Raw genomic sequence first — 26,111 nt, forward strand, 5'->3', positions numbered from 1 at the left:
CCGAGTGCGGTGTGACGATCGGGCGCGGCCTCAGCCCATGTCGGACACGCTCTCGCGCTCGGGTATACGCCGGGCCACCACGCACACCGGTTCGGGCCGCCGTTCGCGGCCCGCGGCCTTGCGGGCGTAGCGCAGCACCTGTACGACGCCCAGGAGCAGCGGCACGGCCTGCACCGCCATCGCCACGCGGTACGCGTTCAGGCCGTGCTCGCCGCCGCCGGGCTCGACCAGGTCCAGGACCAGGCCGATGGCGAACAGGCACAGGGTGGCGGCGGCGAATCCGCCGACGTTGACGATGCCGGACACGGTGCCCAGACGCTGCGGCGGATTGCCCGCCCGGGCGAACTCCATGCCGACCAGGGACAGCGCGCCGCCGGGCCCGATCACCAGGGCCAGCAGGACCAGGAGCCACAGCGGCGAGGGTTCGCTCGGGATCAGTACCGCCGCCCAGGCCGCGACGGCGAGCACGGGCTGTCCCACGCACAACACGAGCCGACTGCCCGGGCGGCGGGTCACCAGCGGGCCGACCACCAGACACGCGAGCATGTTGATCACGATCGCGACGGTGAGCAGCGCGCTCGCGGCGCCCTTGGACAGGCCCTGGCCCTCGACCAGGAACGGGAAGCCCCAGAGCATCAGGAACACCTGCGGCAGGCAGCCGCACGCCCAGTGCGCCCACAGGCCGAGCCGGGTGCCGGGCTCCGCCCACGCGGCGCGGACCTGGGACCACATGCCGGGACCGCCCGCCGGCCGGGTGCGCACCGCGGCGCCGGGGTTGTCGCGCAGTACGAACAGGAGCACCACCAGGACCAGCACGCCGACCCCGGCCGAGACGGCGAAGGTGCGGCTCCAGCCGAACGTGTGCAGCGCCCCGGCGAGCGGGGTGGCGCCGGCCAGGTTGCCGGCCATGCCGAGCAGCGCGGTCAACTGGGTCAGCACCGCGACCCGGTTCGGCGGGAACCACACCGCCACCACGCGCAACACGCTCACGAAGGTCATCGCGTCGCCCATGCCGACCAGGACCCGGGCGAGCACCGCGCCCGGGAAACCGTGCGCGAAGGCGAAGGTGAACTGCCCCGCCGTCATCAGCACCAGACCGCACCCGAGCACCCGCTTGGCGCCGAACCGGTCGGTGAGCGCGCCGACGGGTATCTGCAGGCCCGCGTAGACGAGCAGTTGCAACATCGGGAAGAGGGAGAGCTGCGACGCGGAGACGTGGAAACGCTCCTGGGCCTCGATCCCGGCGACCCCGAGGCTGCTGCGATGGAACACCGCGACGACGTACACCGAGGCCGCCACCGCCCACATGATCCAGGCGATTCGGCCGCCGAGCCGGGTGGGCACTGGGTCCGCAGTTGGCTTCACAGTACACATACATTATCGGACGCCGTCGGACATACGTCCGGCCGGGCCCCGAACAGGGCCCGGCCGGACGAACTTCCGCAACCCGCGGATCAGCCGCGTACGAACAGCAGCTTCGGCCGCTCCAGCATCTGCGCCACGTCGGCCAGCACACGCGAGCCCAACTCGCCGTCCACCATGCGGTGGTCGAACGACAACGACAGCGTGGTCACCTGCCGGGGCTTGACCTTGCCCTTGTGCACCCACGGCTGCTCCCGGATCGCGCCCACCGCCAGGATCGCGGCCTCGCCCGGGTTGAGGATCGGTGTACCGCCGTCCACCCCGAACACGCCCACGTTGGTGATGGTGACCGTGCCGCGGGCCAGGTCGGCGGGCGAGGTGCGGCCCTCCCGCGCGGTGGCCACCAATTCGGTGAGCGCGCCGGCGAGCGCGGTCAGGCTCTTGCCGCCCGCGTCCTTGATGTTCGGCACGATCAGACCGCGCGGGGTGGCCGCAGCGATGCCCAGGTTGATCCGGTCCCGGACGACGATCTCCTGGTTCGCCTCGTCCCAGGAGGCGTTGATCTCCGGGTGCCGGGCGATCGCCACCAGCAGCGCCCGGGCGACCAGGAGCAGTGGGCTCACCTTGGTGCCCGCGAAGTCGGGCAGCTCGCGCAGCTTGCGCACGAGTTTGACGGTACGGGTCACGTCCACCGTCACCCACTCGGTGACGTGCGGCGCGGAGAACGCGCTGGCCACCATCGCCTGCGCGGTCGCCTTGCGCACCCCCTTGACCGGGACGCGCCGCTCGCCGGCGATCGTCTCGCCCGGTCCGGTCGCCTGGAATGGCTGCGCCGCGGGCGCCGGCGCCGGGCGGGCGGCGGCGTGCACGTCCTCGCGGGTGACGGTGCCGCCGGGGCCGGAGGGCTGTACCGACGCGAGGTCCACGCCCAGGTCCCGGGCCAGCTTGCGGACCGGCGGCTTGGCGAGGGCGAGGGAGCCGCCGGCCGGGGCGGGGCGGGGCGCTCCGTTCGTCGGCGCCGCGGCGTCGGACCTGCGGGGTCGCCGTTTGCCGCTGCTGGTGCGTACGCCGTAGCCGACGAGCACCGCCGTGCGGGTCTCCTTGCCCTTCTCCTCTGCCGGGGCCGGCTCGGCGGTCGGGGCCGGCGCCTCGGCGACCGGCTCCGGGACGAGGTCGGCCGCGAGGGCCTGCTCCCGCTCCGGCTCCGCCGGGGCCACGGCGGTGCCCGCGGGCGCGACCGCGATGATCGGCGCGCCGACCGCGACCGTGTCGCCCTCGGCGGCCAGCAGTTCGGTCACCACCCCGTCGTACGGACACGGCAGCTCGACCAGCGCCTTCGCCGTCTCCACCTCGACCATGACCTGGCCGTCGTGCACCTCGTCGCCGGCCTTGACGTGCCAGACGACGATGTCGGCCTCCTCCAGGCCCTCGCCGACGTCGGGCATCAGGAACTTCTTCACCTCGGACACGGGGTTCCTCACCAGGCCAGGGAGCGGTCGACGGCATCGAGCACACGGTCGAGGTCGGGGAGGTATTCCTCCTCGACGCGGGACGGCGGGTAGGGCGTGTGATAGCCGCCGACCCGCAACACCGGTGCCTGAAGGTGGTAGAAGCAGCGCTCGGTGATGGTCGCGGCCACCTCCGCGCCGATGCCCAGGAACGACGGGGCCTCGTGGACGACCACCAAGTGTCCGGTGCGCTTGACCGACTCCTCGATCGCGTCGAAGTCCAGCGGGGACACCGAGCGCAGGTCGATCACCTCCAGCTCGCGCCCCTCCTCGGCGGCCGCGGCGGCGGCCTCCAGGCAGGTGGCCACCATCGGGCCGTAGGCGAGCACGGTGCACGCGTCGCCGGAGCGCACCACGCGGGAGTCGTACAGCGGTCCCGGGGTCGCGGCGGTGTCCACCTCGGCCTTGGTCCAGTAGCGCCGCTTGGGCTCCAGGAAGATCACGGGGTCGTCGGAGGCGATCGCCTGCTGGATCATCCAGTAGGCGTCGACCGGGTTCGAGCACGCCACCACGCGCAGGCCCGCAGTGTGCGCGAAGTACGCCTCGGGCGACTCGCTGTGGTGCTCGACCGCGCCGATGCCGCCGCCGAACGGGATGCGGATGACGATCGGCAGCCGCACGTAGCCCAGGGAGCGGGCGTGCATCTTGGCGAGCTGGGTGACGATCTGGTCGTAGGCGGGGAAGACGAAACCGTCGAACTGGATCTCCACGACCGGCCGGTAGCCCGCGAGGGCGAGGCCGATCGCGGTGCCCACGATGCCGGACTCGGCCAGCGGGGTGTCCACCACCCGGTCCTCGCCGAAGTCCTTCTGCAGGCCGTCGGTGACCCGGAAGACACCACCGAGCTTGCCGATGTCCTCGCCCATGATCAAAACCTTGGGGTCGCTCTCCAGGGACCTGCGCAGTCCCGTGTTGAGCGCCTGCACCATCGACATCTGACGGGTCGTACCCGTCGACTGTGCGGGAGCCATCAGTGCCCGTCCTCCCCGGCGTCGACGAAGGACGCGTGATAAGCCTCGAACTCGGCCCGTTCCCGTTCCACGAGCGGGTGCGGCTCGGCATAGACGTTCGCGAACATGGAGGCCGGATCCGGGTCCGGCATGGTGCGCACGCCATTGCGCACGCGCTTGCCCAATTCCTCGCTCTCCGCCTCCAGATCGGCGAAGAAGTCGGCGTCGCCGATGCCCTGCTTGTGCAGGAACGCCTTGAGGCGTTCGATCGGGTCCTTGAGCTTCCACTCCTCGAGTTCCGCGCTCAACCGATAGCGGGTCGGGTCGTCGGAGGTGGTGTGCGCGCCCATGCGGTAGGTGAACGCCTCGATCAGCATCGGGCCCTCGCCGCGCCGGGCCCGGTCCAGGGCCGCCCTGGTCACCGCGAGGCACGCGAGCACGTCGTTACCGTCGACCCGAACTCCGGGAAAGCCGAATCCGGCGGCGCGCCGATACAGCGGCACCTTCATCTGGCGTTCGGTGGGTTCGGAGATCGCCCACTGATTGTTCTGGCAGAAGAACACCACGGGGGCGTTGAACACGGCCGCGAAGGTGAATGCCTCGTTGACGTCGCCCTGGCTGGAGGCGCCGTCGCCGAAATAGGTGACGACCGCTCCATCGGTTCCGTCACGCTGCATACCCATCGCGTATCCGACGCCGTGCAGGCTCTGTGCGCCGATGACGATCGTGTAGAGATGGAAATTGTTCTCGCGTGGATCCCAACCGCCGTTGTTGACGCCGCGGAACATCCCGAGCAGATTCAGCGGATCGACACCGCGACACCATGCGACGCCGTGTTCACGGTACGTGGGAAACACATAGTCGGTCGAACGCAGCGCGCGCCCCGAACCGATCTGCGCGGCCTCCTGGCCGAGCAGGGAGGCCCACAGGCCCAACTCGCCCTGCCGCTGGAGGGCGGTGGCCTCGGCGTCGAAGCGGCGCACCAGTACCAGGTCGCGGTACAGCGCCAGGTATTCGTCGTCCGAGAGGTCGACCGCGTAATCCGGATGCTCGACCCGCTCGCCCTCCGGGGTGAGCAACTGGATCAGCTCGGGACCGGCTCCGGAATCGGGCGGAAACAATGTCCCGTCCGTACTGTCCACTGCCACGTTCTCTCCTCCGTCTGTCCGGTCCGCGGGGTCGCCGTGGACCGGGTCCGGATCGCCGGGCCCGGTTCCGCGCGGGGTGTGCGCGGCTACCTTGATGTGCAGACACGGCGATTGGTGGCTGTACTTCCTAGGATTTCCTAGGAATTCCCGAGTGAATCCGGGAGGTGCCTGCGCACAGGCATGCGGTTCGGAAACCGCACACCGCAACGTTACCCACCAGTCCGGCCGGGACGTAGTGGCGACCGGCCCGAACGTGGCGGCCCCCTTTGTGGTTCTCCGACAAATGGCCGGCGTGTCGGACCCGAACCCCCCGTGCGGCGGCGTCACAGAGCGACCGCCGAGAGTGCGTGGGAACCTGTACAAGTGACTGATCAGGGAAGCATCCGGGTATTTCTCCTCGATGATCACGAAGTGGTACGCCGGGGCGTGCACGAGTTGTTGTCGATCGAGGCGGACATCGACGTGGTCGGCGAGGCGGGCACCGCCGCCGAGGCACTGGTGCGCATCCCGGCGACCCGGCCGCGGGTCGCGGTGCTCGACGTCCGGCTGCCGGACGGCAGCGGGGTCGAGGTGTGCCGCGAGATCCGCTCGCAACTGCCCGACGTGCGCTGTCTGATGCTCACCTCGTTCTCCGACGACGAGGCGCTGTTCGACGCGATCATGGCGGGCGCGTCGGGCTACGTGCTCAAGGACATCCGCGGCTCGGACCTGGTCGGCGCGGTCCGCGACGTGGCCGCGGGCAGGTCCCTGCTCGACCCGGCGGCCACCGCCCGCGTGCTGGAACGGCTGCGCGGCGGCGACAGCGGCGACGAACGCGTGGCCGCGCTCAGCGATCAGGAGCGCCGGATCCTGAACCTGATCGGCGAGGGCATGACCAACCGCCAGATCGGCGTCGAGATGCACCTGGCCGAGAAGACGGTCAAGAACTACGTCTCCAGCCTCCTGGCCAAACTCGGCATGGAACGCCGCACCCAGGCCGCCGCGTACGTGGCCCGCCAAAAGGCCGAGAAGCGCCGGTAGCCGGTGACGCCGCGAGCACGGGCGCGGGCCGAGCTCCCGGAGGACGGACGAATCCGGAGCACCTTGCCCTGATCGAGGAGTTCACCCTCGATACGTCGGTGTTGCCTGCACACTGACGGCCGGCCCCGATCTCGGGGTCCGGCCGTGTGGGCGTGCGAGTCAGTTCTCCGAGGACTTGGTGAGGGGTTCGAGGGTGGGGGACTCGTCGATTTCGACCTCGATGCGGACCGAGTCGGTCGGATGCGGGTCGGGCTTGGGGGCGGTGCCGTTGGTGTCGGACAGGAGCCGGCGGGCTATGCCCAGGCCCGTGCCGCCCATGGTGAGGGCCTTGGCGAAGAGGTCGCCGAGGCCGTCGCCGCCGTTGAGCAGGACCATGTGGTCGACGTTGCCGAATGCCTCGGCGCCGGCGCGGACGATCTCCGGCCAGTTCTCCGCGAGTTGCTGGGCGACCACGGCCTCCTGGTTCTCCGCGAGCGCCGCCGCGCGGGCCGCGATCGCCGCCGCCTCGGCGAGGCCCTTGGCCTTGGCCGCCTCGGCCTGCGCCTTGCCGGTGGCCAGCGTGGCCTCGGCGGCGGCCAGACCGCGTACCTTGGTCGCCTCCGCGTCCGCGATCGCGGCCAGTTCGGTCTCGCGGGCGTTCGCCTCGGCCGCCGAGATCCGCGCGTCGCGCTCGGCCTGGGCCCGGGTGCGGATCTCGTACGCCTTCGCGTCGGCCGGCTTGCGGACATCCGCCTGGAGCTGTTGCTCGCGCCGCATGGCCTCCAGCTCGGCGACCCGGGTCTCCTGGACCACCACCTCCTGCTTGGCGGCGGCGTCGGCCAGCGGACCCGCCTGCGCCGCGCGCGCGGTCGCCTCGTCCCGCTCGGCCTGGTAGCCGGCCTGCTGGATCTCGCTGTCCCGGGTGGCCTGGGCCATCCGCGCCTTGGCCTCCTGCTCGGCCTCGGTGGCCTTGCGGGTGGCCAGCGCCTCGGCGATCCGCGCGTCGCGGACCACCGCCGCGGTGTGCGGCGCGGCCATGTTCTTGATGTAGCCCGTCGGGTCCTCGATCTCCTGGATCTGCAGGCTGTCCACGATCAGCCCGAGCTTTTCCATGTCCGACCCCGACGCCGCGCGCACGTGCGCGGTGAGCTTCTCCCGGTCCCGGATCATGTCCTCGACGGTCAGCCCGCCGACGATCGAGCGCAGATGGCCGGCCAGCACCTTGCGGACCCGGGACTCCATCTGCTTCTGCTGGTCCAAAAAGCGCCTGGCCGCGTTGGCGATCGAGACGTAGTCGTCGCCGATCTTGAAGATGACCACACTCTGCACCCGCAGCGGGATGCCCTGCGTGGTCACACATTCGACGCTGAGCTCGGCCTCGTTCAGGTCGAGGGAGAGCTTGCGTACGGCCTGCACGAACGGCAGGACGAGCGTGCCGCGCCCGGTGACGATCCGAAACCCCATGCCCTCGCCGAGTCCCTCGGTGTGATGCCGGGAACCGGAGATGACCAGCGCCTCGTTGGGCTCGGCGACGCGCCACATGAGTTTGAAGACCACGACCAGCACGATGAGCAGACCGAGCACGATGAGCACGGTGTAGAGCACGGAGCATTCCCCCTTCGGCCTGACTCGGAGTGTCCTCGCCGGGCACAAAGCCGCCAAGAGGGAGCTCCCCAGGGGCGGTTGCCGCCCGTCTCGAAGCCGGGCCGCACCGATCCGCGGCTCAGCCGAAGGCCGACGCCACGTACACCGTGCGCGGCGGCAGATACTCCACGATCACCACCAGCTCCCCCACGGCGTGCTCCTCCCCGGGCAGCGCGGAGTACGCGAGGAACGCCTCCACACCACCGCGTACCTCGATCATGACCTCGCCCACCAGACCGGGGCCGATTCCCCCGGTGACCTTGCCGCGTTTGCCGACCATGTCGCCCATTGTGTGGCCCGGTTGCCCGACTCGGTGCCGCCGGCGCGATCCGACCCGCCCACCCGAGGCGGGTGGGCGGGCGGACCGGTGCCGGCGGTGTCAGCCCAGGAGCGTGGTGCCCTCGTCCGAGGCCTCGCGCAGGCGCGAGCGCATGAACGGCAGAATGCCGCGGTGCAGGATCGCCCGGCGCCATTCCTCGCGCGCCAGGTACACCTCGACCTCCCCGGTCGGCCGCGCCCGGTTGCGCGCCGCCACCGCGAGCATGGCGAGTCCCCCGATCGCCGCCGCCCCGAGCGAGATGCCGATCGCCGCGATCGAGGCGAGTTGCATCGTGTGCTGCATGCCCGGGTCGTCCATCGTGAGCGGCAACAGCACGTAGCCCACGATCAAGAAGACGACCGCCGAGATGCCGGCCACGATCACCGCCATCGCCGTGGCGAGGGCGAACCAGCCGAAGCTCTCGCCGGCCTCGATCATCGAGGCGCCGAAGTCCGGTCGGATGCCCGACTCGAAGCGCTGCTCCGTACGTTCGTACCGGTCGTATTCGTCGCGCGCCGTCTCGGCGATCGACGGGGTCGCGTCCAACGTGGCCGTCCGCAGTTGCTCGACGTTCAGGTTGGGTACCGCCGCGAGACCGGAGAGGGTTTCCTCCAGGTGCAGTGCGTCGTCGACGAACTGCTCGTACTGGCGGCGGTGCTCGTCACTTCCAAACCAGTGTTGCATCGGATCCCCCGAATGAGGCCGCGCGGGCGTTTCCCGCGTCCGCCGGGCCCGTCAGGGGACCCGTGCAAGCTGTCGGTGGATCAACGACCCGCAAAAGCACCTGACGGTGTCGAGGCGGATACCTATTGATGATAGGGTGCACCTCCGCCTTTTGGGCAGGGAGTTCCCTACGACGGTCACTCGTCCCCGGGGTCGGCGGCCAGTTCGCCCAGGTCGTACACCCGACCCTGCGTCTCCTCCAACGCGCTGGGCAGCACGCCCGGTTCGGGGGTGGTCAGCGGCAACCGCGCGACCAGGCACGGGCCGCCGAGGTAGATCCCGCCGTCCAGGTTGACCACCTGACCGTCCGCGTACACGCGCGGTCCGGCGATCGTCGAGGGGTCCTCGCCCGTCTGGTACGGGATCGGGGTGTGGCCGTGCACGATCCGCCGCCCGCCCAGTTCGCTGAGCAGATCGGCCGCCGCGTACGGGCCGACCTCGCCCATGAACGCGCCGCGCCGGGTCAGGTTGCGGAACAGGTCCCACCACGAGAGCGGGTCCGGCTCGCGCAGTATGTCCGCGACGGCGCCGTCCACCTCCTCGATGGTGTCGCCGTATTCGAGGTAGGCGTTGCTGTCGGAGTGGATCAGCAGGTGCCCGTCGACCACCGCGGCCACCGGCTGCCCGGCCAGCCACTCGGCCTGCTCTTCGGTGAAGCGCTCCAGGTCGGACTGCATGCCGCCGTTGCGCAGCCAGATCTCACGGAAGGTGGTCGAGCCGCCCGCGACCGGCACCGGGTGATCGCCGAAGCGGAACACGCCCAGGAGCAGGATCTCGTGGTTGCCGAGCAACATCCGGGTGCTGCCGCCGGCCTCGGCCGACTCGCGGGCCAGCGACATGGCCAGTTCGACCACGCCGATGCCGTCGGGGCCGCGGTCGGTGAAGTCGCCGAGGAACCACAGGCGCGAGCGTCCGCCGCTCCAGTGCGCGTCCTCGTCGATCAGGTCCCGGGCACGCAGGGCCGCCTTCAGCTCCTCCAGATGACCGTGGACGTCGCCGACCACGTACAGCGGGGCGTCCTGCTCCGCCGCGGCGCCCGTGGGGGCCGGTGTAGCCGAGACGTTGCTCACCAGAAGGGTCCTTTCTTCAGATCGGCACCACCGTACGGCGGCGGTTCCGACACCCGTTGTGAACCAAGACGCACAACAGCCGGGTTCGGCTGCGGCTCACCCGGTCCGATTCGGATGATTCCTGGACCGTATCTCTCGTGCGGGCACGGTGGAACGGACCACGCTCAATTGTGCGTGGACCCGCGACCGTGTGCCCCGGCGCCCCCACCCCCGGGTGTGGCCGGGCACCGGGCGGCGGATCGGGGCGAACACACCGGTCAGCGGCGCGTGGAGGAATCCCGGATGGAGAGCCGGGTGGGCACGGTGCGCTGGGCGGGCAGCAGCGGCCCCGCCCCGGCGTCCTCGATCACCCCGACGAGCAGTTCCACCGCCCAGGCGCCGGCCAGGGCCGGTTGCAGGCTCAGCGAGGTCACCGACGGGTCGGCCCCCTCGCCGCAGCAGGCCAGGAGCAGATCGTCGGGCACCCGCAGGGCACGCTCGCGGGCCGCGTCCAACAGCTCGGCCGCGCAGCCCTCGTGCAGGCCGAACACCGCGTCGGGCCCCCGGTCGAGCAGGCGGGCGGCGGCGGCCCGACCCGCGCCGGGGGTGCGGGCCTCGTACTCCTCGGTGATCGCCGGCACACCCCGGTCCGCGCACCACGCCCGATAGCCCGCGACCCCCTTGTCGGCGCCGGGTCCGTCGGCGGCGGCGAGCAGGCCGATCCGCTCGGCGCCCGCGTCGGCGAGGTGGTCGAGTACCGAACGCACGGCCGCCACGTGGTCGTTGTCCACCCAGCCGTAGACCGGGGTGGAGCCGGGATGGCCGCCGCTGACCACGGGCACGCCCCGACGCAGCAGCTCGTGCACGAGCGGATCGTCGTCGGCGGGGTCGACGACGATGGTGCCGTCGAGCGCGACGTTGCCCCAGACGTCGTGCGGCGAGGACGCGGGCAGCACGACGAGCGCGTAGCCCAGGTCGAGCGCGGTCGCGGTGGCCGAGCGCACCAGCTCGGCGAACCAGGCGAACTCGGTGAGCGCGAACGGCTCGGTCGAGCGCATGGTCGTGGTCAGCCCGAGCAACCCCGACCGGCCGGTGCGCAGGGTGCGCGCGGCGGCCGACGGGCGGTAGCCCAGCCGATCGGCGACCTCGCGCACGTGCACACGGGTCGTGTCGGGCAGTCGGCCCTTGCCGTTGAGCGCGTCGGAGACGGTCGTGATCGACACCCCGGCAGCCGCTGCGACGTCCCGGATGCCCACCCGGATCCGCCGCCCCACACGCGGTACATCTGGCGCTGTCATCGTCACGACACTAGGGCGAATGGGCCGCCCTGGCCGGGTTCATGTCATTGCTTTACGAAGAAACGTATCGCCCCATACCTGCCCCTGAACGTTCGGCGAAGGGCGCCCTCCGTCCGGGAATCCCCTCCGGGGCCGGCGGATCATAGAGTGAGACGACCGGGACGTGCGCCCAGGCACCCCGACCAGTATGCGAGGAGGACGGGCGTGACCGAGCACAACGCCCCAGGCACCGACGACGGCACCACCCCCCGGTTCCGGGCCGCCCTGGCGGCGGTGCCCGCCTACAAGGCGGGTCGACCGCCCGCGCAGGCCGAGGGTCTACCGGCGTACAAGCTCTCGTCCAACGAGAACCCGTACCCGCCGCTGCCCAGCGTGCACAAGGTGGTGGCGGACGCCGTCGGCGAGATAAATCGCTACCCGGACCCGGCGAACGCGGAGGTGGCCGAGACGCTGGCGGAGCGGTTCGGGGTGCCCGCGTCGCACATCGTGGTGGGCAACGGTTCGGTGACCGTGGCCCAGCAGTTGGTGAACGCGACGGCCGGCGAGGGCGACGAGGTCGTCTTCGCGTGGCGCTCGTTCGAGGCCTACCCGATGCTCGTGCTGCTCGCCGGGGCGACGCCGGTGATGGTCCCGCTGCTCGCCGACGAGAGCCACGACCTGGACGCGATGGCCGCCGCGATCACCGAGCGGACCCGGCTGGTCTTCGTATGCAACCCGAACAACCCGACCGGCACGGTCATCCACCGCGCCGAGCTGGAGCGGTTCCTGGACCGGGTGCCGCGCCACGTGGTGGTCGTGCTGGACGAGGCGTACCGCGAGTTCATCCGGGACGAGCGGGTGCCGGACGGGGTCGAGCTGTACCGCGAGCGGCCGAACGTGGTGGTGCTGCGCACGTTCTCCAAGGCGTACGGGCTGGCCGGCCTGCGGGTGGGCTTCGCCATCGCGCACGAGCCGGCGGCCGACGAGCTGCGCAAGACCGGGATGCCGTTCGCGGTGAACCGGCTCGCCCAGGTGGCGGCGATCGCCTCGGTCGGCGCCGAGGCCGAACTCCTGGAGCGGGTCGAGGCGTTGGTCCAGGAGCGGACCCGGGTGCTGGAGACGCTGATCGGCCAGGGCTGGACGGTGTTCGACTCGCAGGCCAACTTCGTCTGGCTGCGGCTCGGCGAGCGCACCGGCGAATTCGCCGCGATGTGCGAGGCGGCCGGGGTCACGGTGCGCCCGTTCGAGGGCGAGGGTTGCCGGATCACGATCGGCGAGACCGAGGCGAACACGATCTTCCTGGAGCAGGCGGCGCGATTCATGGAGAAGTAGCGCCCGAGAGCCGAAATGAGCCCCTTCGGGCACCCCCCTCCAGGGTGCCCGGAGGGGCTCGCTAGTGTTTGTGAACGGATGCACAAGCTCGACTTTGTGAACCCATTCACAAAGTCGTGCCCATCGAATCCGCGCATCCATCCCGGTTCATCCGGGTTCGTCCGGCGGAGTGTCGGCGAGGGGCGCGGGGGCGGCGTGTGCATCGTGAACCAAACGTGCCCCGCGCGCTCGCGAGCGGGACACGACCGGCGATCAGGAGGAATGAGGGGCCCATGGACCTCGCCGTCGAAACACTCGACGTAGCCCGGTGGCAGTTCGGCATCACGACCGTCTACCACTTCCTCTTCGTGCCACTGACGATGGGTTTGTCCATCCTCGTCGCCTGCCTGCAGACCGCGTGGGTGCGTACCGGCAAGGAGCACTACCTCCGGGCCACCAAGTTCTGGGGCAAGCTCTTCCTGATCAACTTCGCGCTCGGCCTGGTGACCGGCATCGTGCAGGAGTTCCAGTTCGGGATGAACTGGTCCGACTACTCGCGCTTCGTCGGCGACATCTTCGGCGCCCCGCTGGCGATCGAGGCGCTGGTCGCGTTCTTCCTGGAGTCGACCTTCCTGGGGTTGTGGATCTTCGGCTGGGACCGCCTGCCGAAGAAGATCCACCTGGCCACCATCTGGGCCGCCGCGATCGGCACGATCCTGTCGGCCTACTTCATCCTCGCCGCCAACTCGTGGATGCAGCACCCGGTCGGCTACCGGATCAACCCGGAGACCGGCCGCGCCGAGCTGACCGACTTCATGGCGGTGCTCACCAACAACACCGCGATCGCCGCGTTCCTGCACATCCTCCCGGCCGCGTTCCTGGTCGCCGGCGGCTTCCTGATCGGGATCAGCTGCTGGCACCTGCGCAAGCGCAACGAGGTCGCGGTCTTTCGTCCCTCGCTGCGGCTCGGCCTGTGGGTCTCGGTACTCGCCGGCGTCGGCCTCGCGCTCACCGGTGACATGCAGGGCAAGCTGATGTACGACCAGCAGCCGATGAAGATGGCCTCGGCCGAGGCGCTGTGGGAGACCTCCAAGCCGGCGCCGTTCTCGATCTTTTCCTACGGCGACGTGCAAAAGGGTCACAACAAGGTCGCGATAGAGGTCCCCGGCGCGCTGTCCTTCCTGGCCAAGAACGACTTCAACGCCGAGTTGCCGGGGATCAACGACCTCCAGGAGCAGTCGGTGGTCAAGTACGGCCCCGGTGACTACCGGCCCAACATCTTCGTCACCTACTGGTCGTTCCGGCTGATGATCGGCGTGGGCATGGTCACCGCGGGCATCGGCCTGGTCGGGCTGTGGCTGACCCGGCGCAAGCGGGAGCTGCCGAGCAACCCGTGGGTGTACCGGGTCGGCCTGTGGACCATCGCGTTCCCGTTCGCGGCCAACTCGTTCGGCTGGATCTTCACCGAGATGGGTCGCCAGCCGTGGCTGGTGTTCGGGGTGCTCAAGACGGAGGCGGGGGTGTCGCCGAGCGTGTCCACGGGTGAGGTGCTCACCTCGCTGATCGTGTTCACCCTGCTCTACGGCGCGCTCGCGGTGGTCGAACTCGGCCTGATCCGGCGCTACGTCAAGGCCGGCCCCGAACCGATCAAGCCGGCCTCGGACAAGCACCCCGACGATCCGTCGGGCGGGGGCGAGGACGCCGACCGGCCGCTCGCCTTCGCGTACTAGGGGAGAGGGAGAGGGTCATGGGACTCAACGAATTCTGGTTCCTGCTGATCGCCGTGCTCTGGGTCGGCTACTTCTTCCTCGAGGGCTTCGACTTCGGCGTCGGCATCCTGACGAAGGTGCTGGCCCGGAACGAGACCGAGCGCCGGGTGCTGATCAACACCATCGGTCCGGTCTGGGACGGCAACGAGGTGTGGCTGATCACCGCGGGCGGGGCGACCTTCGCCGCGTTTCCCGAGTGGTACGCGACCTTGTTCAGCGGCTTCTACCTGCCGCTGCTGCTGATCCTGGTGGCGCTGATCCTGCGCGGGGTGGCGTTCGAGTACCGGGCCAAGCGCGACGAGGACCGCTGGAAGCGCGGCTGGGAGCAGGCGATCTTCTGGGGCTCCCTGGTGCCGGCGTTCCTGTGGGGTGTGGCGTTCGCGAACATCACGCGCGGGGTGAGGATCGACGGGGATATGGAGTACGTCGGCGACCTGTTCGACCTGCTCAACCCGTACGCCCTGCTCGGCGGCGTGGTCACCACGGTGCTGTTCACCTTCCACGGCGCGGTGTTCGTCGCGCTCAAGACCAACGGCGACATCCGGGGTCGGGCGCGGGCGCTGGCCGGCCGCCTCGGCCTGGTCACCGCGGTGCTCGCGGCGGCGTTCCTGATCTGGACCCAGGCCGCGCACGGCAACGGCCGTACCCTGGTCGCGCTGATCGTCGCGGTCGCGGCCCTGGTCGGCGCGCTGGCGATGAACCGGATCGGGCGCGAGGGCTGGGCGTTCGCGATGTCGGGCCTGACGGTGATCGCCGCGGTGGCGATGTTGTTCCTGTCGCTGTTCCCGAGCGTGATGCCCTCCAGCCTGGACTCGGCGTGGGATCTGACCATCCACAACGCGTCCTCGACGCCCTACACGCTGAAGATCATGACCTGGGTCGCCGCCTTCATGACCCCGATCGTGCTCTGCTACCAGGCGTGGACGTACTGGGTGTTCCGCAAGCGGATCAGCACGAAGAGCATCCCGACCAAGCCGGCGTTCGGGGCGGCGGCTGCCGATCTGGCGGGGAAGTAGGGGTTCGGCGCGGGGGCCGGCGCGCCGCCGGCCCCGATGCGGTGACCCGACGACGCGACGACGTACCGAAGAGAGCGGATCGTGAAGCCTGTTGACCCGCGCCTGCTGACCCACGCCCGAGCCACCCGGGGGTTTTTGGCCCTGACGGTGGTGCTGGGCACGGCGGGCGCGGGTCTCGTGCTCGTCCAGGCGGCACTGCTCGCCCGGGTGATCGTGGCGGCCTTCGAGGAGGGCGCCGGGGTCGGCGACCTGTGGCCGGAGCTGGGCCTGCTGGCCGGTGTGATCGCGGCCCGCTCGGTGATCTCCTGGCTCACCGAGGTGGTCGCGCACCGGACCTCGGCGGCGGTGAAGTCGCAGTTGCGCTCGCGGCTGCTCGCGCACGTGGTCCGGCTCGGTCCGGCCTGGCTGAACCGGGAGCGGTCGGGTGAGCTGACCACGCTCGCCACCCGGGGTGTGGACGCGCTGGACGGCTACTTCGCGCGTTATCTGCCGCAGTTGGTCCTGTCCGTCACGGTGCCGGTGGCGGTGCTCGCGCGGGTGGTGTTCGGCGACTGGATCTCGGCCGCCACGATCGTGGTCACCCTCCCGCTGATCCCGCTGTTCATGGCGTTGATCGGGATGGCCACGCAGAAGTACATGGACCGGCAGTGGAGCGTGCTGAACCGGCTGGCCGGGCACTTCCTGGACGTGGTCGCGGGGCTGCCGACACTGAAGGTGTTCGGGCGGGCCAAGGCCCAGGCCGCGTCGATCCGGACGATCACCGACGACTACCGCCGGGCCACCCTCAAGACCCTGCGGATCGCGTTCCTGTCCTCGTTCGCCCTGGAACTGCTCGCCACCATCTCGGTCGCGCTCGTCGCGGTCGGCGTGGGCCTGCGCCTCGTCGACGGGGACCTGGGTCTGGAGACCGCGCTCGTGGTGCTGATCCTGGCGCCGGAGGCGTATCTGCCGCTGCGTCAGGTCGGCGCCGAGTATCACGCGAGCGTCGAGGGAGTCAGCGCGGCGGAACGGGTGTTCGAGGTGCTGGAGACCGCGCCGGACACTCCGGCCGGGACCGCGCCGGTGCCGGATCCGGGCTCGGCCGACCTGGTGCTGCACGGGGTGACGGTGCGGTACGAGGGACGCGCGGACGCCGCGCCGGCGGACGTGGACCTGACGGTGCGACCCGGCGAGACGGTGGCGCTGACCGGTCCGAGCGGGTGCGGGAAGTCGACCCTGCTCGCGGTGTTGCTCGGCTTCGTGCGGCCGACGTCGGGGCGCGTCACGGTGGGCGGGGTGGACCTGGCCGATCTCGATCCGCGGGCATGGCGGGCGCGGGTCGCGTGGGTGCCGCAGCGGCCCTACCTGTTCGCGGGCACGATCGGGGCGAATGTACGGCTGGCCCGGCCGGACGCGAGCGACGCCGAGGTGGACCGGGCGCTGGCCGACGCGGGGGCGGCCGACTTCGTGGCGCGCGCGGGGGGCCTCGACGCGCCGCTGGGCGAGGACGGGGCGGGCCTGTCCGCCGGACAGCGGCAACGCCTCGCGCTGGCCCGGGCGTTCCTGGCCGACCGGCCGATCCTGCTGCTCGACGAGCCGACCTCGAACCTGGACGGGGACAGCGAGGCGGCCGTCGTCGAGGCGGTCGGCCGGCTGGCGGTGGGGCGCACGGTGATCCTGGTGGCGCACCGGCCCGCGCTGTTGCCGTTGGCGGATCGGGTGGTGGGGGTGGGGGTCGGGGGCTCGTCGGCGGGTGCGGCGGGTGTTGCGGGTGCCTCCGGTGCCTCGGTCGCCGAGGGCGCGTCGGCGGGGGACTCGGTCGTCGGGGAGTCGCCGGTCGGGGCGCACGCGGCGGTCGGGGCCCGGGCTCGGGTGGACACGATGCGCGCGGCGGAGGCGGCGGGTGACGTCGCGGCGGTGTCGGCGGAGATGGCCGCGGACGCGGTGGGCACGGCCGGATCGGTGACTTCGCCGGGGGCCTCGGACTCGGGCGGTTCGTCCGCCGTACGGGTCGACGCGCCTCCCGCGCCGGCCGGTCCCGGGCGGCGGCTGCTCGCGCTGGCCCGGCCGTTGCGGGGCCGGCTTGCGCTGGCGGTGTTGTGCGGGGCGCTCGCGCTCGGTAGTTCGGTCGGGCTCATGGCCACCTCGGCGTGGTTGATCTCGCGGGCGTCCGAACATCCGCCGGTGCTGACGCTGATGGTGGCGGTGACCGGGGTTCGGGCCTTCGGCGTCTCGCGTGCGGTGTTCCGGTATGCCGAGCGGCTGATCGGGCACGACGCGGCGTTTCGGATCCTGGCCCGGCTGCGGGTTCGGGTGTACGAGCGGCTGGAGCAGTTGGCGCCGACGGGGCTGCCCGCCTTCCGTCGTGGGGATCTGCTGTCCCGACTGGTCGCCGACGTGGACGCGGTGCAGGACTTCTTCCTGCGGGCGCTGTTGCCCGCATGTGTGGCGGCGGTGGTCGGCGCGGGCGCGGTACTGACCGTGGCCCTGGTGCTCCCGGAGGCCGGCGCGGTGCTGCTGGTGGGCATGCTCGCCGCCGGCGTGCTGGTGCCGTGGCTGGCCGCCCGGGTCGCCCGACGGGCCGAGCGCCGGGTCGCGGCCGTACGGGGCGAACTCTCCGCCGCCGTGGTCGACCTGCTGCGCGGCACCCCCGAATTGATCGCCGCCGGCCGTGCCCCCGCCCGACTCGCCGAGGTGGCCGAGGTGGACGCCCGGCTGCGGGCGACCGAGGCGGGCCAGGCCCGGGGCGCCGGCGTCGGCGCGGGTCTGGCCGCGCTGGTGGCCGGCGCGACGGTCTGGGCGTCGGCCCTGGTCGGCGTCGCCGCGGTGCACGCCGACCGGCTGGGCGGCGTGCTGCTCGCGCTGGTGGTACTCACCCCGTTGGCCGCGTTCGAGGCCACCGTCGTGCTGCCCGCCGCGGGCCGGCACCTGGAGGCGTCGCGGCGGGCCGCGGCACGGGTGTTCGAGGTGCTGGACACCCCGGAGCCGGTGCGCGAACCGGCCGCGCCCGTCGCGCTGCCCGCCGCGCCGCGGCCGCTGCGGGTGCGCGACCTGTCCGCCCGCTGGACCCCCGACGGACCGCCGGCCCTGGTCGGGGTCGACCTCGACCTGACGCCCGGCAAGCGGCTCGCGGTGGTCGGGCCGAGCGGGTCGGGCAAGACCACGTTGGCCAATGTGCTGCTGCGCTTCCTGGAGCCGGCGGCGGGCACGGTGACGCTGGGCGGTGTACCGCTCGGCGAGGCGGCCGGGGACGACGTGCGCCGGGTGATCGGGCTGTGCGCCCAGGACGCGCACGTCTTCGACAGCTCGCTGCGGGAGAACCTGCGGCTGGCCCGGCCGGACTGCGACGAGGAGGCGATGCGGGCGGCGCTGGCCCGGGCCCGGCTCCTCGACTGGGTCGACGGCCTGCCCGAGGGGTTGGACACGATGGTCGGCGAACACGGCGCCCGGCTCTCCGGCGGCCAGCGGCAACGGCTCGCGCTCGCCCGCGCGCTGCTCGCCGACTTCGAGATCCTGCTCCTGGACGAGCCGGCCGAACACCTCGACCTGCCCACGGCCGACGCGCTGACCGCCGACCTGCTCGACGCCACCCGGGGCCGGACCACCCTCCTGGTGACCCACCGACTCACCGGTCTGGACGCGGTGGACGAGATCGTGGTCCTGGCCGAGGGGCGCGTCCGCCAGCGCGGCACGTGGGCGGAACTGAGCACCGCGCCCGGGGAGTTCCGCACGCTCTTGGACCGCGAGCACGCGGCGGCGCCGGTCGCGGCGGGCGCCTGAGCGGGACATCCCACCCCGACGTCCCGGGCCGGCGCGGGACGGGTCGGCCGCGGATCCTTACGCGTGTCCGTGCGGTTTGACACCTTTCCGGCCGATTCACACCCGTACGCTCTACCCATGGCGAACGGCGGCGACAGCCCGGAGGACCCCGAGCGGACCCAGCGCTCCGACCACCGACCCCCCGCGTCGACCCCGCTCGCCCTGGACGACATCGTCGCCGGGGTGGTCGAGCGGCTCGGTGCGGCCACGGCCACCGGGGACCGGCTCCAGGGCCTGCTCGAAGCGGTGATCGCGGTCGGCGCCGACCTGGACCTGCACACCACGCTGCGCCGGATCGTCGAGGCCGCGGCCGACCTGGCCGACGCCCGCTACGCCGCGCTCGGCGTGATCGGCGGCGACAACAACCTGTCCGACTTCATCACCGTCGGCATCGACCCGGCCGACCGCGAACGCATCGGCGAACTCCCGCACGGCCGGGGCATCCTGGGCCTGCTGATCGACCATCCCGAGCCGCTGCTCCTCGACGATCTGACCCGGCATCCGGTTTCCTACGGCTTCCCGCCGAACCATCCGGCGATGCACTCGTTCCTGGGCGTGCCGATCCGGGTGCGCAACGAGGTGTTCGGCAATCTGTACCTCACCGAGAAGCGTGGTCGACCCGACTTCGGCATCGAGGACCAGCAGGTGGTCCGGGCACTCGCGGCGGCGGCCGGCGTCGCGATCGAGAACGCGCGCCTGTTCGAGAGCGCGGCCCGCCGGGAGAAGTGGATCATGGGCTCGGCGGACGTCACCACGGCGCTGCTGACCGCGCAGGACCCGGACGAGGCGCTGGTCGTGGTGGCGGAGCGGGCGCGCAGCCTGGCCGAGGCGGACTTCGCCGCGATGTACCTGCCCCAGCCCGACGGCTCCTACCTGATCGAGGTCACCTCCGGCGAGGACCTGGCGGGCCTCGGCGGCACGGTGATCGAGAAGGGCACCCCGCTCGCGGAGGCGATCAACGCCGGGCGCAGCATCTTCATCGAGGACATGAGCACCGACCCCGACGTGATGGTGGCCAAGTCGCGCTGCTTCGGTCCGGGCCTGTTCGTACCGCTGATCGCCAGCGATCGCATCCTCGGCGCGCTGGAGTTGGACAAGCGCGTCGGCGCGGTGCCGTTCAACGCGACCGAGCGCTCGATGGCGCAGGCGTTCGGCGGCCAGGCCGCGATCGCGCTGATGCTGGCGGGCGCGCAGCGCGATCGGGAACGGCTGGCGGTGTTCGAGGATCGCGACCGGATCGCCCGGGACCTGCACGACCTGGTCATCCAGCGGCTGTTCGCGACGGGGATGATGCTCCAGGGCGCGGCCCGGCTGGCCAAGGTGCCGGGTGTGATCACCCGGGTCAATCAGGCGGTGGACGAACTCGACGCGACCATTCGCGAGGTGCGCGGCACGATCTTCGCGCTGCAGAATCCGCCGCGCGAAGGGGCGACCGGGGTCCGGGGGCGGGTGTTGCGCGAGGCGAGCGCGGCGGCGCCCGCGCTCGGCTTCGATCCGACGGTCACCTTCGTCGGACCGGTCGACTCGACCGTGCCGGACGAGGTCGCCGAGCAACTTCTCGCCGCGCTGCGCGAGATCTTGTCCAACGTCTCCCGCCACGCGCACGCGTCACGCGTCGAGGTGAGCCTGGTGGTGGCCGGCGGCGCCGTCGCCCTGGCCGTCACCGACGACGGGGTGGGCATCGCGCCGGGCGGTCGGCGCAGCGGGCTGGCCAATCTGGCGGGCCGGGCCGAGGAGTTGGGCGGGCGGGCGGACTTCGGCCCGGGGCCGGAGGGGTCCGGGACGACGGTGACCTGGTCGGCGCCGATCTAGGCCCTGTCCGGCGGACAGGGCCCAGTCGACGTGTTTCACGGGAAACCTTGACGGACTACAGGAATGCACTAAGTTAGAGGCTATAACGAAGGTGATTGAGAGTCACTAGTCCGGGAGATGCCATGACCACCAGTGCGATCGAGACCACGTCCGTGTCCACGCCCCACGCCCAGGGCCGGCCCCCCGCCGAGACCACGACCGAGATCGTGCTCCCGGGCGTCGTCGACCCCTCGGGTCTGCAGGTGCGCGAGCGCCCGGTCGCCGAGCCGGGCCCCGGGGAGGTGCTGCTCGCGGTCGAGGCGTCGGGGGTGTCCTTCGCCGAGCAGCAGATGCGCCGGGGCAAGTACTACGACCAGCCGCCCTTCCCGTTCGTGCCCGGCTACGACCTCGTCGGCACGGTGTCGCGGGTGGGCCCCCGGGTGAACGCCTCCCTCGTCGGCCGCCGCTTCGCCGCGCTGACCAAGGTCGGCGGCTGGTCGAGCCGGATCGTGCTCCCGGTCGCCGACCTGGTCGAGGTGCCCGAGGAGGTCGACCCGGCCGAGGCGGAGACGGTGGTGGTCAACGGGATCACCGCGTGGCAGATGTTGCACCGCGTGGCGAAGGTGCGCCGGGGACAGACGATCCTGGTACACGGCGCCAACGGCGGCGTGGGCTCGACCCTGGTCCAGCTGGCCACGCACGCGGGCATCCGGGTGATCGGCACCGCGTCCCCGCGCCACCACGACGCGGTACGCGCGCTCGGCGCCGTCCCGCTCGACTACCGCGCGCCCGATCTGCCGTCCCTGGTGCGCGAGTCGGCCCCCGACGGCGTCGACGCGGTGTTCGACCACGTGGGCGGGGACGGCATCGTCGACTCGTTCCGACTGCTCGCCCGGGGCGGCACGCTGGTCTCCTACGGAACGGCGGCCACCAAGGACCGGCCCGGCTCGTCCCGGCTCCCGGTGCTGGGGCTGATCGCCCGCCTGCTGTGGTGGAACCTGCTGCCCAACGGCCGGCGCACCCACTTCTACAACATCTGGGCCGGCAAGCGCCGCCCGGCCGCGTTCCGGGCCCGCCTGCGCGCCGACCTGACCGAGGTCCTGGCCCTGCTCGCCGAGGGCACCATCACCCCCCAGGTGGCCGCCCGCATCCCGCTGACCCGGGCCGCGGAGGCGATGACCCTGGCCGAGTCGGGCACGATCACCGGCAAGGTCGTCCTGATCCCGGCCCCACACTGACCGCGCCGCCCCACCCCGACACTCCTCCGCAAGTGGCAGATCGGGTTCGGTCCTTCGACCGAAGACCGGGAGATCGGCGGCGCCGATGCTTTCGGCATGACTTCGACGCCCCCACACACCCCGGCGATAGCGGTCCACGAACTGACCAAACGCTACGGCCGCACCACCGTGGTCGACCGTCTCTCCTTCACCGTGCGGGCGGGGGTGGTGACCGGATTCCTCGGCCCGAACGGGGCGGGCAAGACGACCGTGCTGAAGACGATCGTCGGACTGGCCCGGCCCACCGCCGGACACGTGACCTTCCGAGGCGGTCCGGTGCCCCGCGACGCCCGCGCGCTGGGCGTGCACATCGAGCCGTGCGGCGCCCATCCCGGCCGCACCGGCCGGGCCCACCTGCGGGCCTCCGCGCTCCTGGCCGGCCTGCCGGGCGCCCGGGTCGACGAGGTGCTGGAGATCGTCGGACTGGAGCAGGCCGCCGGGCGGCGGGTGGGCACCTACTCGCTGGGTATGCGCCAACGCCTGGGACTGGCCGCCGCGTTGCTCGGCGATCCGGAGGTCCTGGTCCTGGACGAACCGGTGAACGGCCTGGACCCCCAGGCCATCCGCCGACTGCGCACGCTGCTGCGCGAACGCGCCGCGCGCGGCCGTACCACCCTGCTCTCCAGCCACATGCTCGGCGAGGCCGCGCGCACGGTCGACGACGTGGTCGTCATCGACCGGGGTCGGCTGATCCACACCGGCCCGATCGGCGAGCTCGAACAGGGCGCGCTCTCGGTACGAACCGCCGAGCCCGGGCGGCTGACCACACTCCTCGAAGGCGCCGGCGCCCGGGTCCGGCCCGCGCCCGGCGGCGGCCTGTGGATCGAGGCGCTCCCGGCCGCCGAGGTCGCCCGCCTGGCCCTGGGCGAACGTATCCCACTGGAGGAGATCACGGCGCGGACCACCTCCCTGGAGGACGTGTTCCTCGACCTGACCGAAGGACGGCGCGCGTGAGCCGCCTGCTCCGGGGCGAGCTGCTCAAGACGCTCACCACCCGCTCGCTGCACACCTTCGTCGCCTGCGGCATCGGGTACGCGGTGCTCAACGTGCTGATCGTCGCCGTCGGCTCGGGTCGGCTGGACGAGGTGGGCGAGAAGGAGCAGGCCCTGGCCGGGTTGCCGGTCCTGTTGATGGTGTGGGGCCTGGTCGGCGCGGCCGGCGAGTATCGCCACCGCACCGCCGCGCCGGCCGCGCTGGTGGCCGGGCGCGACCGCGGCACACTCCTGCTCGCCAGGATCGGCGCCTACGCGCTGACCGGCCTGTCGATCGCCGCCCTGTTGGTCGCCGTGTCGGTCGGCCTCGGCCTGCCCCTGCTCGCCGACCACCCGGGGGCCGACCTCACCCCCGGCCAGGTGACCTCGGTCGCGGCGGGCAACCTGGTCGCCTTCGTGCTCTCTGCGATCATGGGGGCCGCCGTCGGCGCGATGGTGCGCGGTCCGGTCGTGGGGGTGGTCGTGGTGTTGCTGGTGAACTTCGCGGTGCTGCCGCTGATCTCCGGTGTCGCCGAAACCGCGGTGACCTACACCCCGTTCGGCGCCGCCGAGGTGCTGTCCCGCGCGTCGCGCGGCACGGCGTTGTCGCCGGGAGCCGCCGCGGTGGTGCTGGGCGCCTGGGCGATCGTGCTGGTGGTCGCGGCCGTCGCCGGCGAGCGTCGGCGTGACCTGGCGTGATCGCGATACCCCGGTCCGTACGGGCGGCGCGCGCATGGCTCCACGCGCGCCGCTTCGCGGTACTGGACGCCGTCGTCGCGGTGGTGGCCCTCGTCGTCGAACTCAACCTGAACTTCGACGACTCGACCGCGGTCCGGCCGCTGCGGGTGGTCCTGATCGTGGGCAGTGGCGCGCTCCTGCTCGCCCGACGACTCGCACCCCTCGTCGTGCTCCCGGCCGTGTGCGCCGTCGAGGCGCTGCTCGTGGCGACCGGCGCCAGTCCCGGCGGGGCGCCGGCGCTGGTGGCCCTGTTCACCATCGCCGAACTGCGCGAGCGGCGGGCGTCGGTGGCCGCCCTCGTGCCGACGGCCGTGTTCCTGATGGCGGCCGACATCGTCTCGTTCCCGGTCACCGTCATCGCGTGGGCCCTGGGCACCTACGCGCAGACCCGGCGCCGCTACACCGCCGCGCTGGAGGAACGCGCGGCCCACCTGGAGCGCGAGCGCGAGCAACTCTCGGTGATCGCGGCCCAGCGCGAACGCGCCGCGATCGCCCGCGAACTGCACGACATCATCGCCCACTCGGTCACCGTGACGCTGGTGGGCGTACGCGGCGCGCGCGACGTGCTGCGCGTGGCGCCCGACGTGGCCGACGACACGCTGGAGCGGGTCGAGCGCAACGCCGAGCAGAGCCTGGTCGAGTTGCGCCGGATGTTGCTGCTGCTGCGCGAGCCGGACCAGGGTGTGCGGATGCACCCGCAACCCTCACTGGCCCGACTGCCTACGCTTGTCGCCTCGTTCGGCGAGGCCGGGTTGCCCGCACACCTGGAGGTCACCGGCACCTCCCGGCCGCTCGCCGGCGGCGTCGAGTTGTCGGTGTACCGCATCGTCGAGGAGGCACTGACCAACGTGCTCAAGCACGCCCGTCCCACCCGCGTCGCGGTCACCCTCGACTTCGGCGCCACCCATCTGCGGGTCACGATCGTCAACGACGGCGCGCCGGCGGCCGAACCCGCCCCGGGCGGCCACGGCCTGGTCGGCATGCGCGAGCGGATCGGCGTGCTCGGCGGCGAACTGGAGGCCCGGCCCGGCGCGGAGGGCGGCTTCCGGGTCGCGGCCCGACTGCCCCTGGGGGATCGCGCGTGAGCGCCGGAAGCATCCGCGTGCTGATCGTCGACGACCAGGAGTTGATCCGCACCGGCCTGCGCCTGTTCCTGCAGACCCGGGACGACTTCGACGTGGTCGGCGAGGCCGAGGACGGCGACGAGGCCGTCGAACTGGCCACCGTGCTGCGTCCGGACGTGATCCTGATGGACATCCGGATGCCGCGCATGGACGGCGTCGAGGCCACCGCCCGCCTGCACGCCGCCGGGATCTCGCCGCCCCCGCGCGTACTGATCCTGACCACGTTCGACCTGGACGAGTATGTCTTCGGCGCGTTGCGCGCGGGCGCCGCGGGATTCCTGCTCAAGGACGCCTCGCGCGCCCGCCTGGTGGAGGCGATCCACGTGGTCCACGCCGGGGAGGGGCTGCTCTCGCCGTCGATCACCCGGCGCCTCATCGAGAACTTCGCCGGCCGGACCGACCCGCTGCGGTCCCCGCCGGGGCTCCTCGCGGCGCTGACCCCGCGCGAACGAGAGGCCCTGCTCCTGGTCGCCCGCGGGTTGTCCAACAGCGAGATCGCCGCCCACCTCGTGGTCACGGAGGCGACCGTGAAGAGCCACGTGGGTGGCATGTTCGCCAAACTGGGTCTGCGCGACCGGGCTCAGGCGGTGGTGTTCGCGTACGAACACGGCGTCGTCGTCGCCGGCGAGGCGGAGCCGCCCGGACCGGCCTGACGGCGGCCCGGATCCCGGGCCGCCGTCGTCCCGCCTCATGCCGGATACGGAGTCGTCTCCCGCGCCGACCGGAGCGCGTGCGCCCACCAGGACAACTGGTCGAGCAGGACCTTGGCGTAGCCTGCGGCCTCGGGATCGGTCGGGCGGTCGTCCCGCCACGTGAGGAAGTAGTTCGGGAAGGCCAGGCCGTCGCGGATGGTCACCGCGTGCAGCTCCGTCAGCACGTTCTCCAGGTGCAGCACCGCGTGCCGGCCGCCCGCCGCGCCGCCGTAGCTGACGAAGGCCACGGGCTTGGCCGTCCACTGGGTGAAGTGCCAGTCGATGGCGGCCTTCAACGACGCGGGATAGCTGTGGTTGTACTCCGGCGTGACCAGCACGATCGCGTCGGCACTCGCCAGGGCCGACGTCAGCGGTGCCATCCCGGCCGGACGGGGGTACTCGTCGGCGGGGGCCTTGGGCGATGCCGCGGGCAGCGCCAACGGGATGTCGATCTCGGCCAGATCGACGACATCCACCTCGAATCCGCCGTGGGCACTCACCTGTTCGGTGAACCACGAGGTCACGACCGGGCCGAATCGGCCCTCGCGAACACTTCCGACGATGATCAGCAACTTGGGCTTGTTCTCCATGCCCACCACGATCCGGCCGCGCCGCGGGGGCAACCAGACCGCGCTCAGGCCGGCC

21 protein-coding genes are annotated in these 26,111 nt (G+C 71.9%); 11 read left to right on the top strand and 10 right to left on the bottom strand.

What is annotated here, in order from left to right; all coding sequences use genetic code 11:
- Positions 1-30: 30 nt before the first annotated feature.
- The 4 genes from ACFRCG_RS11145 to pdhA form a co-directional block, all read right to left on the bottom strand.
- Positions 31-1,308 carry a nitrate/nitrite transporter gene (locus ACFRCG_RS11145; RefSeq protein WP_380030625.1) on the bottom strand — a complete coding sequence of 426 codons (1,278 nt, stop codon included), beginning with the start codon at positions 1,306-1,308 and terminating at the stop codon, positions 31-33.
- 146 nt (positions 1,309-1,454) lie between these two features.
- A complete protein-coding gene (locus ACFRCG_RS11150) occupies positions 1,455-2,807 on the bottom strand; it encodes a dihydrolipoamide acetyltransferase family protein (RefSeq protein WP_380030626.1) in 1,353 nt (450 codons plus the stop codon).
- A gap of 32 nt (positions 2,808-2,839) precedes the next feature.
- On the bottom strand, positions 2,840-3,841 hold the full coding sequence (locus ACFRCG_RS11155) for an alpha-ketoacid dehydrogenase subunit beta (protein ID WP_380030551.1): 1,002 nt from the start codon (positions 3,839-3,841) through the stop codon (positions 2,840-2,842).
- Positions 3,841-4,968: a pyruvate dehydrogenase (acetyl-transferring) E1 component subunit alpha gene (gene pdhA / locus ACFRCG_RS11160; protein ID WP_380030552.1), complete on the bottom strand. Its 1,128-nt coding sequence runs from the start codon at positions 4,966-4,968 to the stop codon at positions 3,841-3,843. Before pdhA ends, ACFRCG_RS11155 begins: the two co-directional genes overlap by 1 nt.
- A gap of 363 nt (positions 4,969-5,331) precedes the next feature.
- Here pdhA and ACFRCG_RS11165 point away from each other — a divergent pair, with 363 nt between their 5' ends.
- Positions 5,332-5,988, top strand: a complete 657-nt coding sequence (locus tag ACFRCG_RS11165) for a response regulator (protein WP_380030553.1) — start codon at positions 5,332-5,334, stop codon at positions 5,986-5,988.
- 159 nt (positions 5,989-6,147) lie between these two features.
- Here ACFRCG_RS11165 and ACFRCG_RS11170 read toward each other — a convergent pair whose 3' ends face one another.
- The 5 genes from ACFRCG_RS11170 to ACFRCG_RS11190 all read right to left on the bottom strand — a co-directional run bounded on the left by ACFRCG_RS11170 (position 6,148) and on the right by ACFRCG_RS11190 (position 11,000).
- Positions 6,148-7,509 (bottom strand): flotillin family protein, encoded by a 1,362-nt coding sequence (locus ACFRCG_RS11170; RefSeq protein WP_380030627.1) that lies wholly within the window; start codon positions 7,507-7,509, stop codon positions 6,148-6,150.
- A gap of 181 nt (positions 7,510-7,690) precedes the next feature.
- Positions 7,691-7,900, bottom strand: a complete 210-nt coding sequence (locus ACFRCG_RS11175; RefSeq protein WP_126640305.1) for a hypothetical protein — start codon at positions 7,898-7,900, stop codon at positions 7,691-7,693.
- Between the two features lie 90 nt (positions 7,901-7,990).
- Positions 7,991-8,614 carry a hypothetical protein gene (locus tag ACFRCG_RS11180; protein WP_078976257.1) on the bottom strand — a complete coding sequence of 208 codons (624 nt, stop codon included), beginning with the start codon at positions 8,612-8,614 and terminating at the stop codon, positions 7,991-7,993.
- A 176-nt stretch (positions 8,615-8,790) separates the two neighbouring features.
- Entirely contained in the window at positions 8,791-9,723 is a 933-nt protein-coding gene (locus tag ACFRCG_RS11185) for a metallophosphoesterase family protein (protein WP_380030554.1), read from the bottom strand.
- Positions 9,724-9,980: 257 nt separating this feature from the next.
- Positions 9,981-11,000: a LacI family DNA-binding transcriptional regulator gene (locus ACFRCG_RS11190; RefSeq protein WP_380030556.1), complete on the bottom strand. Its 1,020-nt coding sequence runs from the start codon at positions 10,998-11,000 to the stop codon at positions 9,981-9,983.
- A gap of 204 nt (positions 11,001-11,204) precedes the next feature.
- Between ACFRCG_RS11190 and hisC the strand changes: the two genes are divergently transcribed.
- The 10 genes from hisC to ACFRCG_RS11240 all read left to right on the top strand — a co-directional run bounded on the left by hisC (position 11,205) and on the right by ACFRCG_RS11240 (position 25,427).
- Positions 11,205-12,311: a histidinol-phosphate transaminase gene (hisC, locus tag ACFRCG_RS11195; protein WP_380030557.1), complete on the top strand. Its 1,107-nt coding sequence runs from the start codon at positions 11,205-11,207 to the stop codon at positions 12,309-12,311.
- A 272-nt stretch (positions 12,312-12,583) separates the two neighbouring features.
- A complete protein-coding gene (locus tag ACFRCG_RS11200) occupies positions 12,584-14,020 on the top strand; it encodes a cytochrome ubiquinol oxidase subunit I (protein ID WP_380030558.1) in 1,437 nt (478 codons plus the stop codon).
- Between the two features lie 17 nt (positions 14,021-14,037).
- A complete protein-coding gene (gene cydB / locus ACFRCG_RS11205; protein ID WP_380030559.1) occupies positions 14,038-15,075 on the top strand; it encodes a cytochrome d ubiquinol oxidase subunit II in 1,038 nt (345 codons plus the stop codon).
- A gap of 81 nt (positions 15,076-15,156) precedes the next feature.
- Entirely contained in the window at positions 15,157-18,834 is a 3,678-nt protein-coding gene (gene cydD / locus ACFRCG_RS11210) for a thiol reductant ABC exporter subunit CydD (RefSeq protein WP_380030561.1), read from the top strand.
- Positions 18,835-18,951: 117 nt separating this feature from the next.
- Positions 18,952-20,685 (top strand): GAF domain-containing protein, encoded by a 1,734-nt coding sequence (locus ACFRCG_RS11215; RefSeq protein WP_380030563.1) that lies wholly within the window; start codon positions 18,952-18,954, stop codon positions 20,683-20,685.
- Between the two features lie 122 nt (positions 20,686-20,807).
- Positions 20,808-21,902, top strand: a complete 1,095-nt coding sequence (locus ACFRCG_RS11220; RefSeq protein WP_380030564.1) for a medium chain dehydrogenase/reductase family protein — start codon at positions 20,808-20,810, stop codon at positions 21,900-21,902.
- A gap of 96 nt (positions 21,903-21,998) precedes the next feature.
- On the top strand, positions 21,999-22,895 hold the full coding sequence (locus tag ACFRCG_RS11225; protein ID WP_380030565.1) for an ABC transporter ATP-binding protein: 897 nt from the start codon (positions 21,999-22,001) through the stop codon (positions 22,893-22,895).
- The gene (locus ACFRCG_RS11230; RefSeq protein ID WP_380030566.1) at positions 22,892-23,611 is read left to right on the top strand and encodes an ABC transporter permease; all 720 of its coding nucleotides are present in this window, start codon (positions 22,892-22,894) and stop codon (positions 23,609-23,611) included. Before ACFRCG_RS11225 ends, ACFRCG_RS11230 begins: the two co-directional genes overlap by 4 nt.
- On the top strand, positions 23,608-24,735 hold the full coding sequence (locus ACFRCG_RS11235) for a sensor histidine kinase (RefSeq protein WP_380030567.1): 1,128 nt from the start codon (positions 23,608-23,610) through the stop codon (positions 24,733-24,735). Before ACFRCG_RS11230 ends, ACFRCG_RS11235 begins: the two co-directional genes overlap by 4 nt.
- Positions 24,732-25,427: a response regulator gene (locus tag ACFRCG_RS11240; RefSeq protein WP_380030568.1), complete on the top strand. Its 696-nt coding sequence runs from the start codon at positions 24,732-24,734 to the stop codon at positions 25,425-25,427. Before ACFRCG_RS11235 ends, ACFRCG_RS11240 begins: the two co-directional genes overlap by 4 nt.
- Before the next feature lie 35 nt (positions 25,428-25,462).
- Here ACFRCG_RS11240 and ACFRCG_RS11245 read toward each other — a convergent pair whose 3' ends face one another.
- The gene (locus ACFRCG_RS11245; RefSeq protein ID WP_380030569.1) at positions 25,463-26,056 is read right to left on the bottom strand and encodes an NADPH-dependent FMN reductase; all 594 of its coding nucleotides are present in this window, start codon (positions 26,054-26,056) and stop codon (positions 25,463-25,465) included.
- Between the last annotated feature and the right edge of the window lie 55 nt (positions 26,057-26,111).

Source organism: Embleya sp. NPDC056575 (genome assembly GCF_042793325.1).
In the GTDB taxonomy this organism is placed as follows: domain Bacteria; phylum Actinomycetota; class Actinomycetes; order Streptomycetales; family Streptomycetaceae; genus Embleya.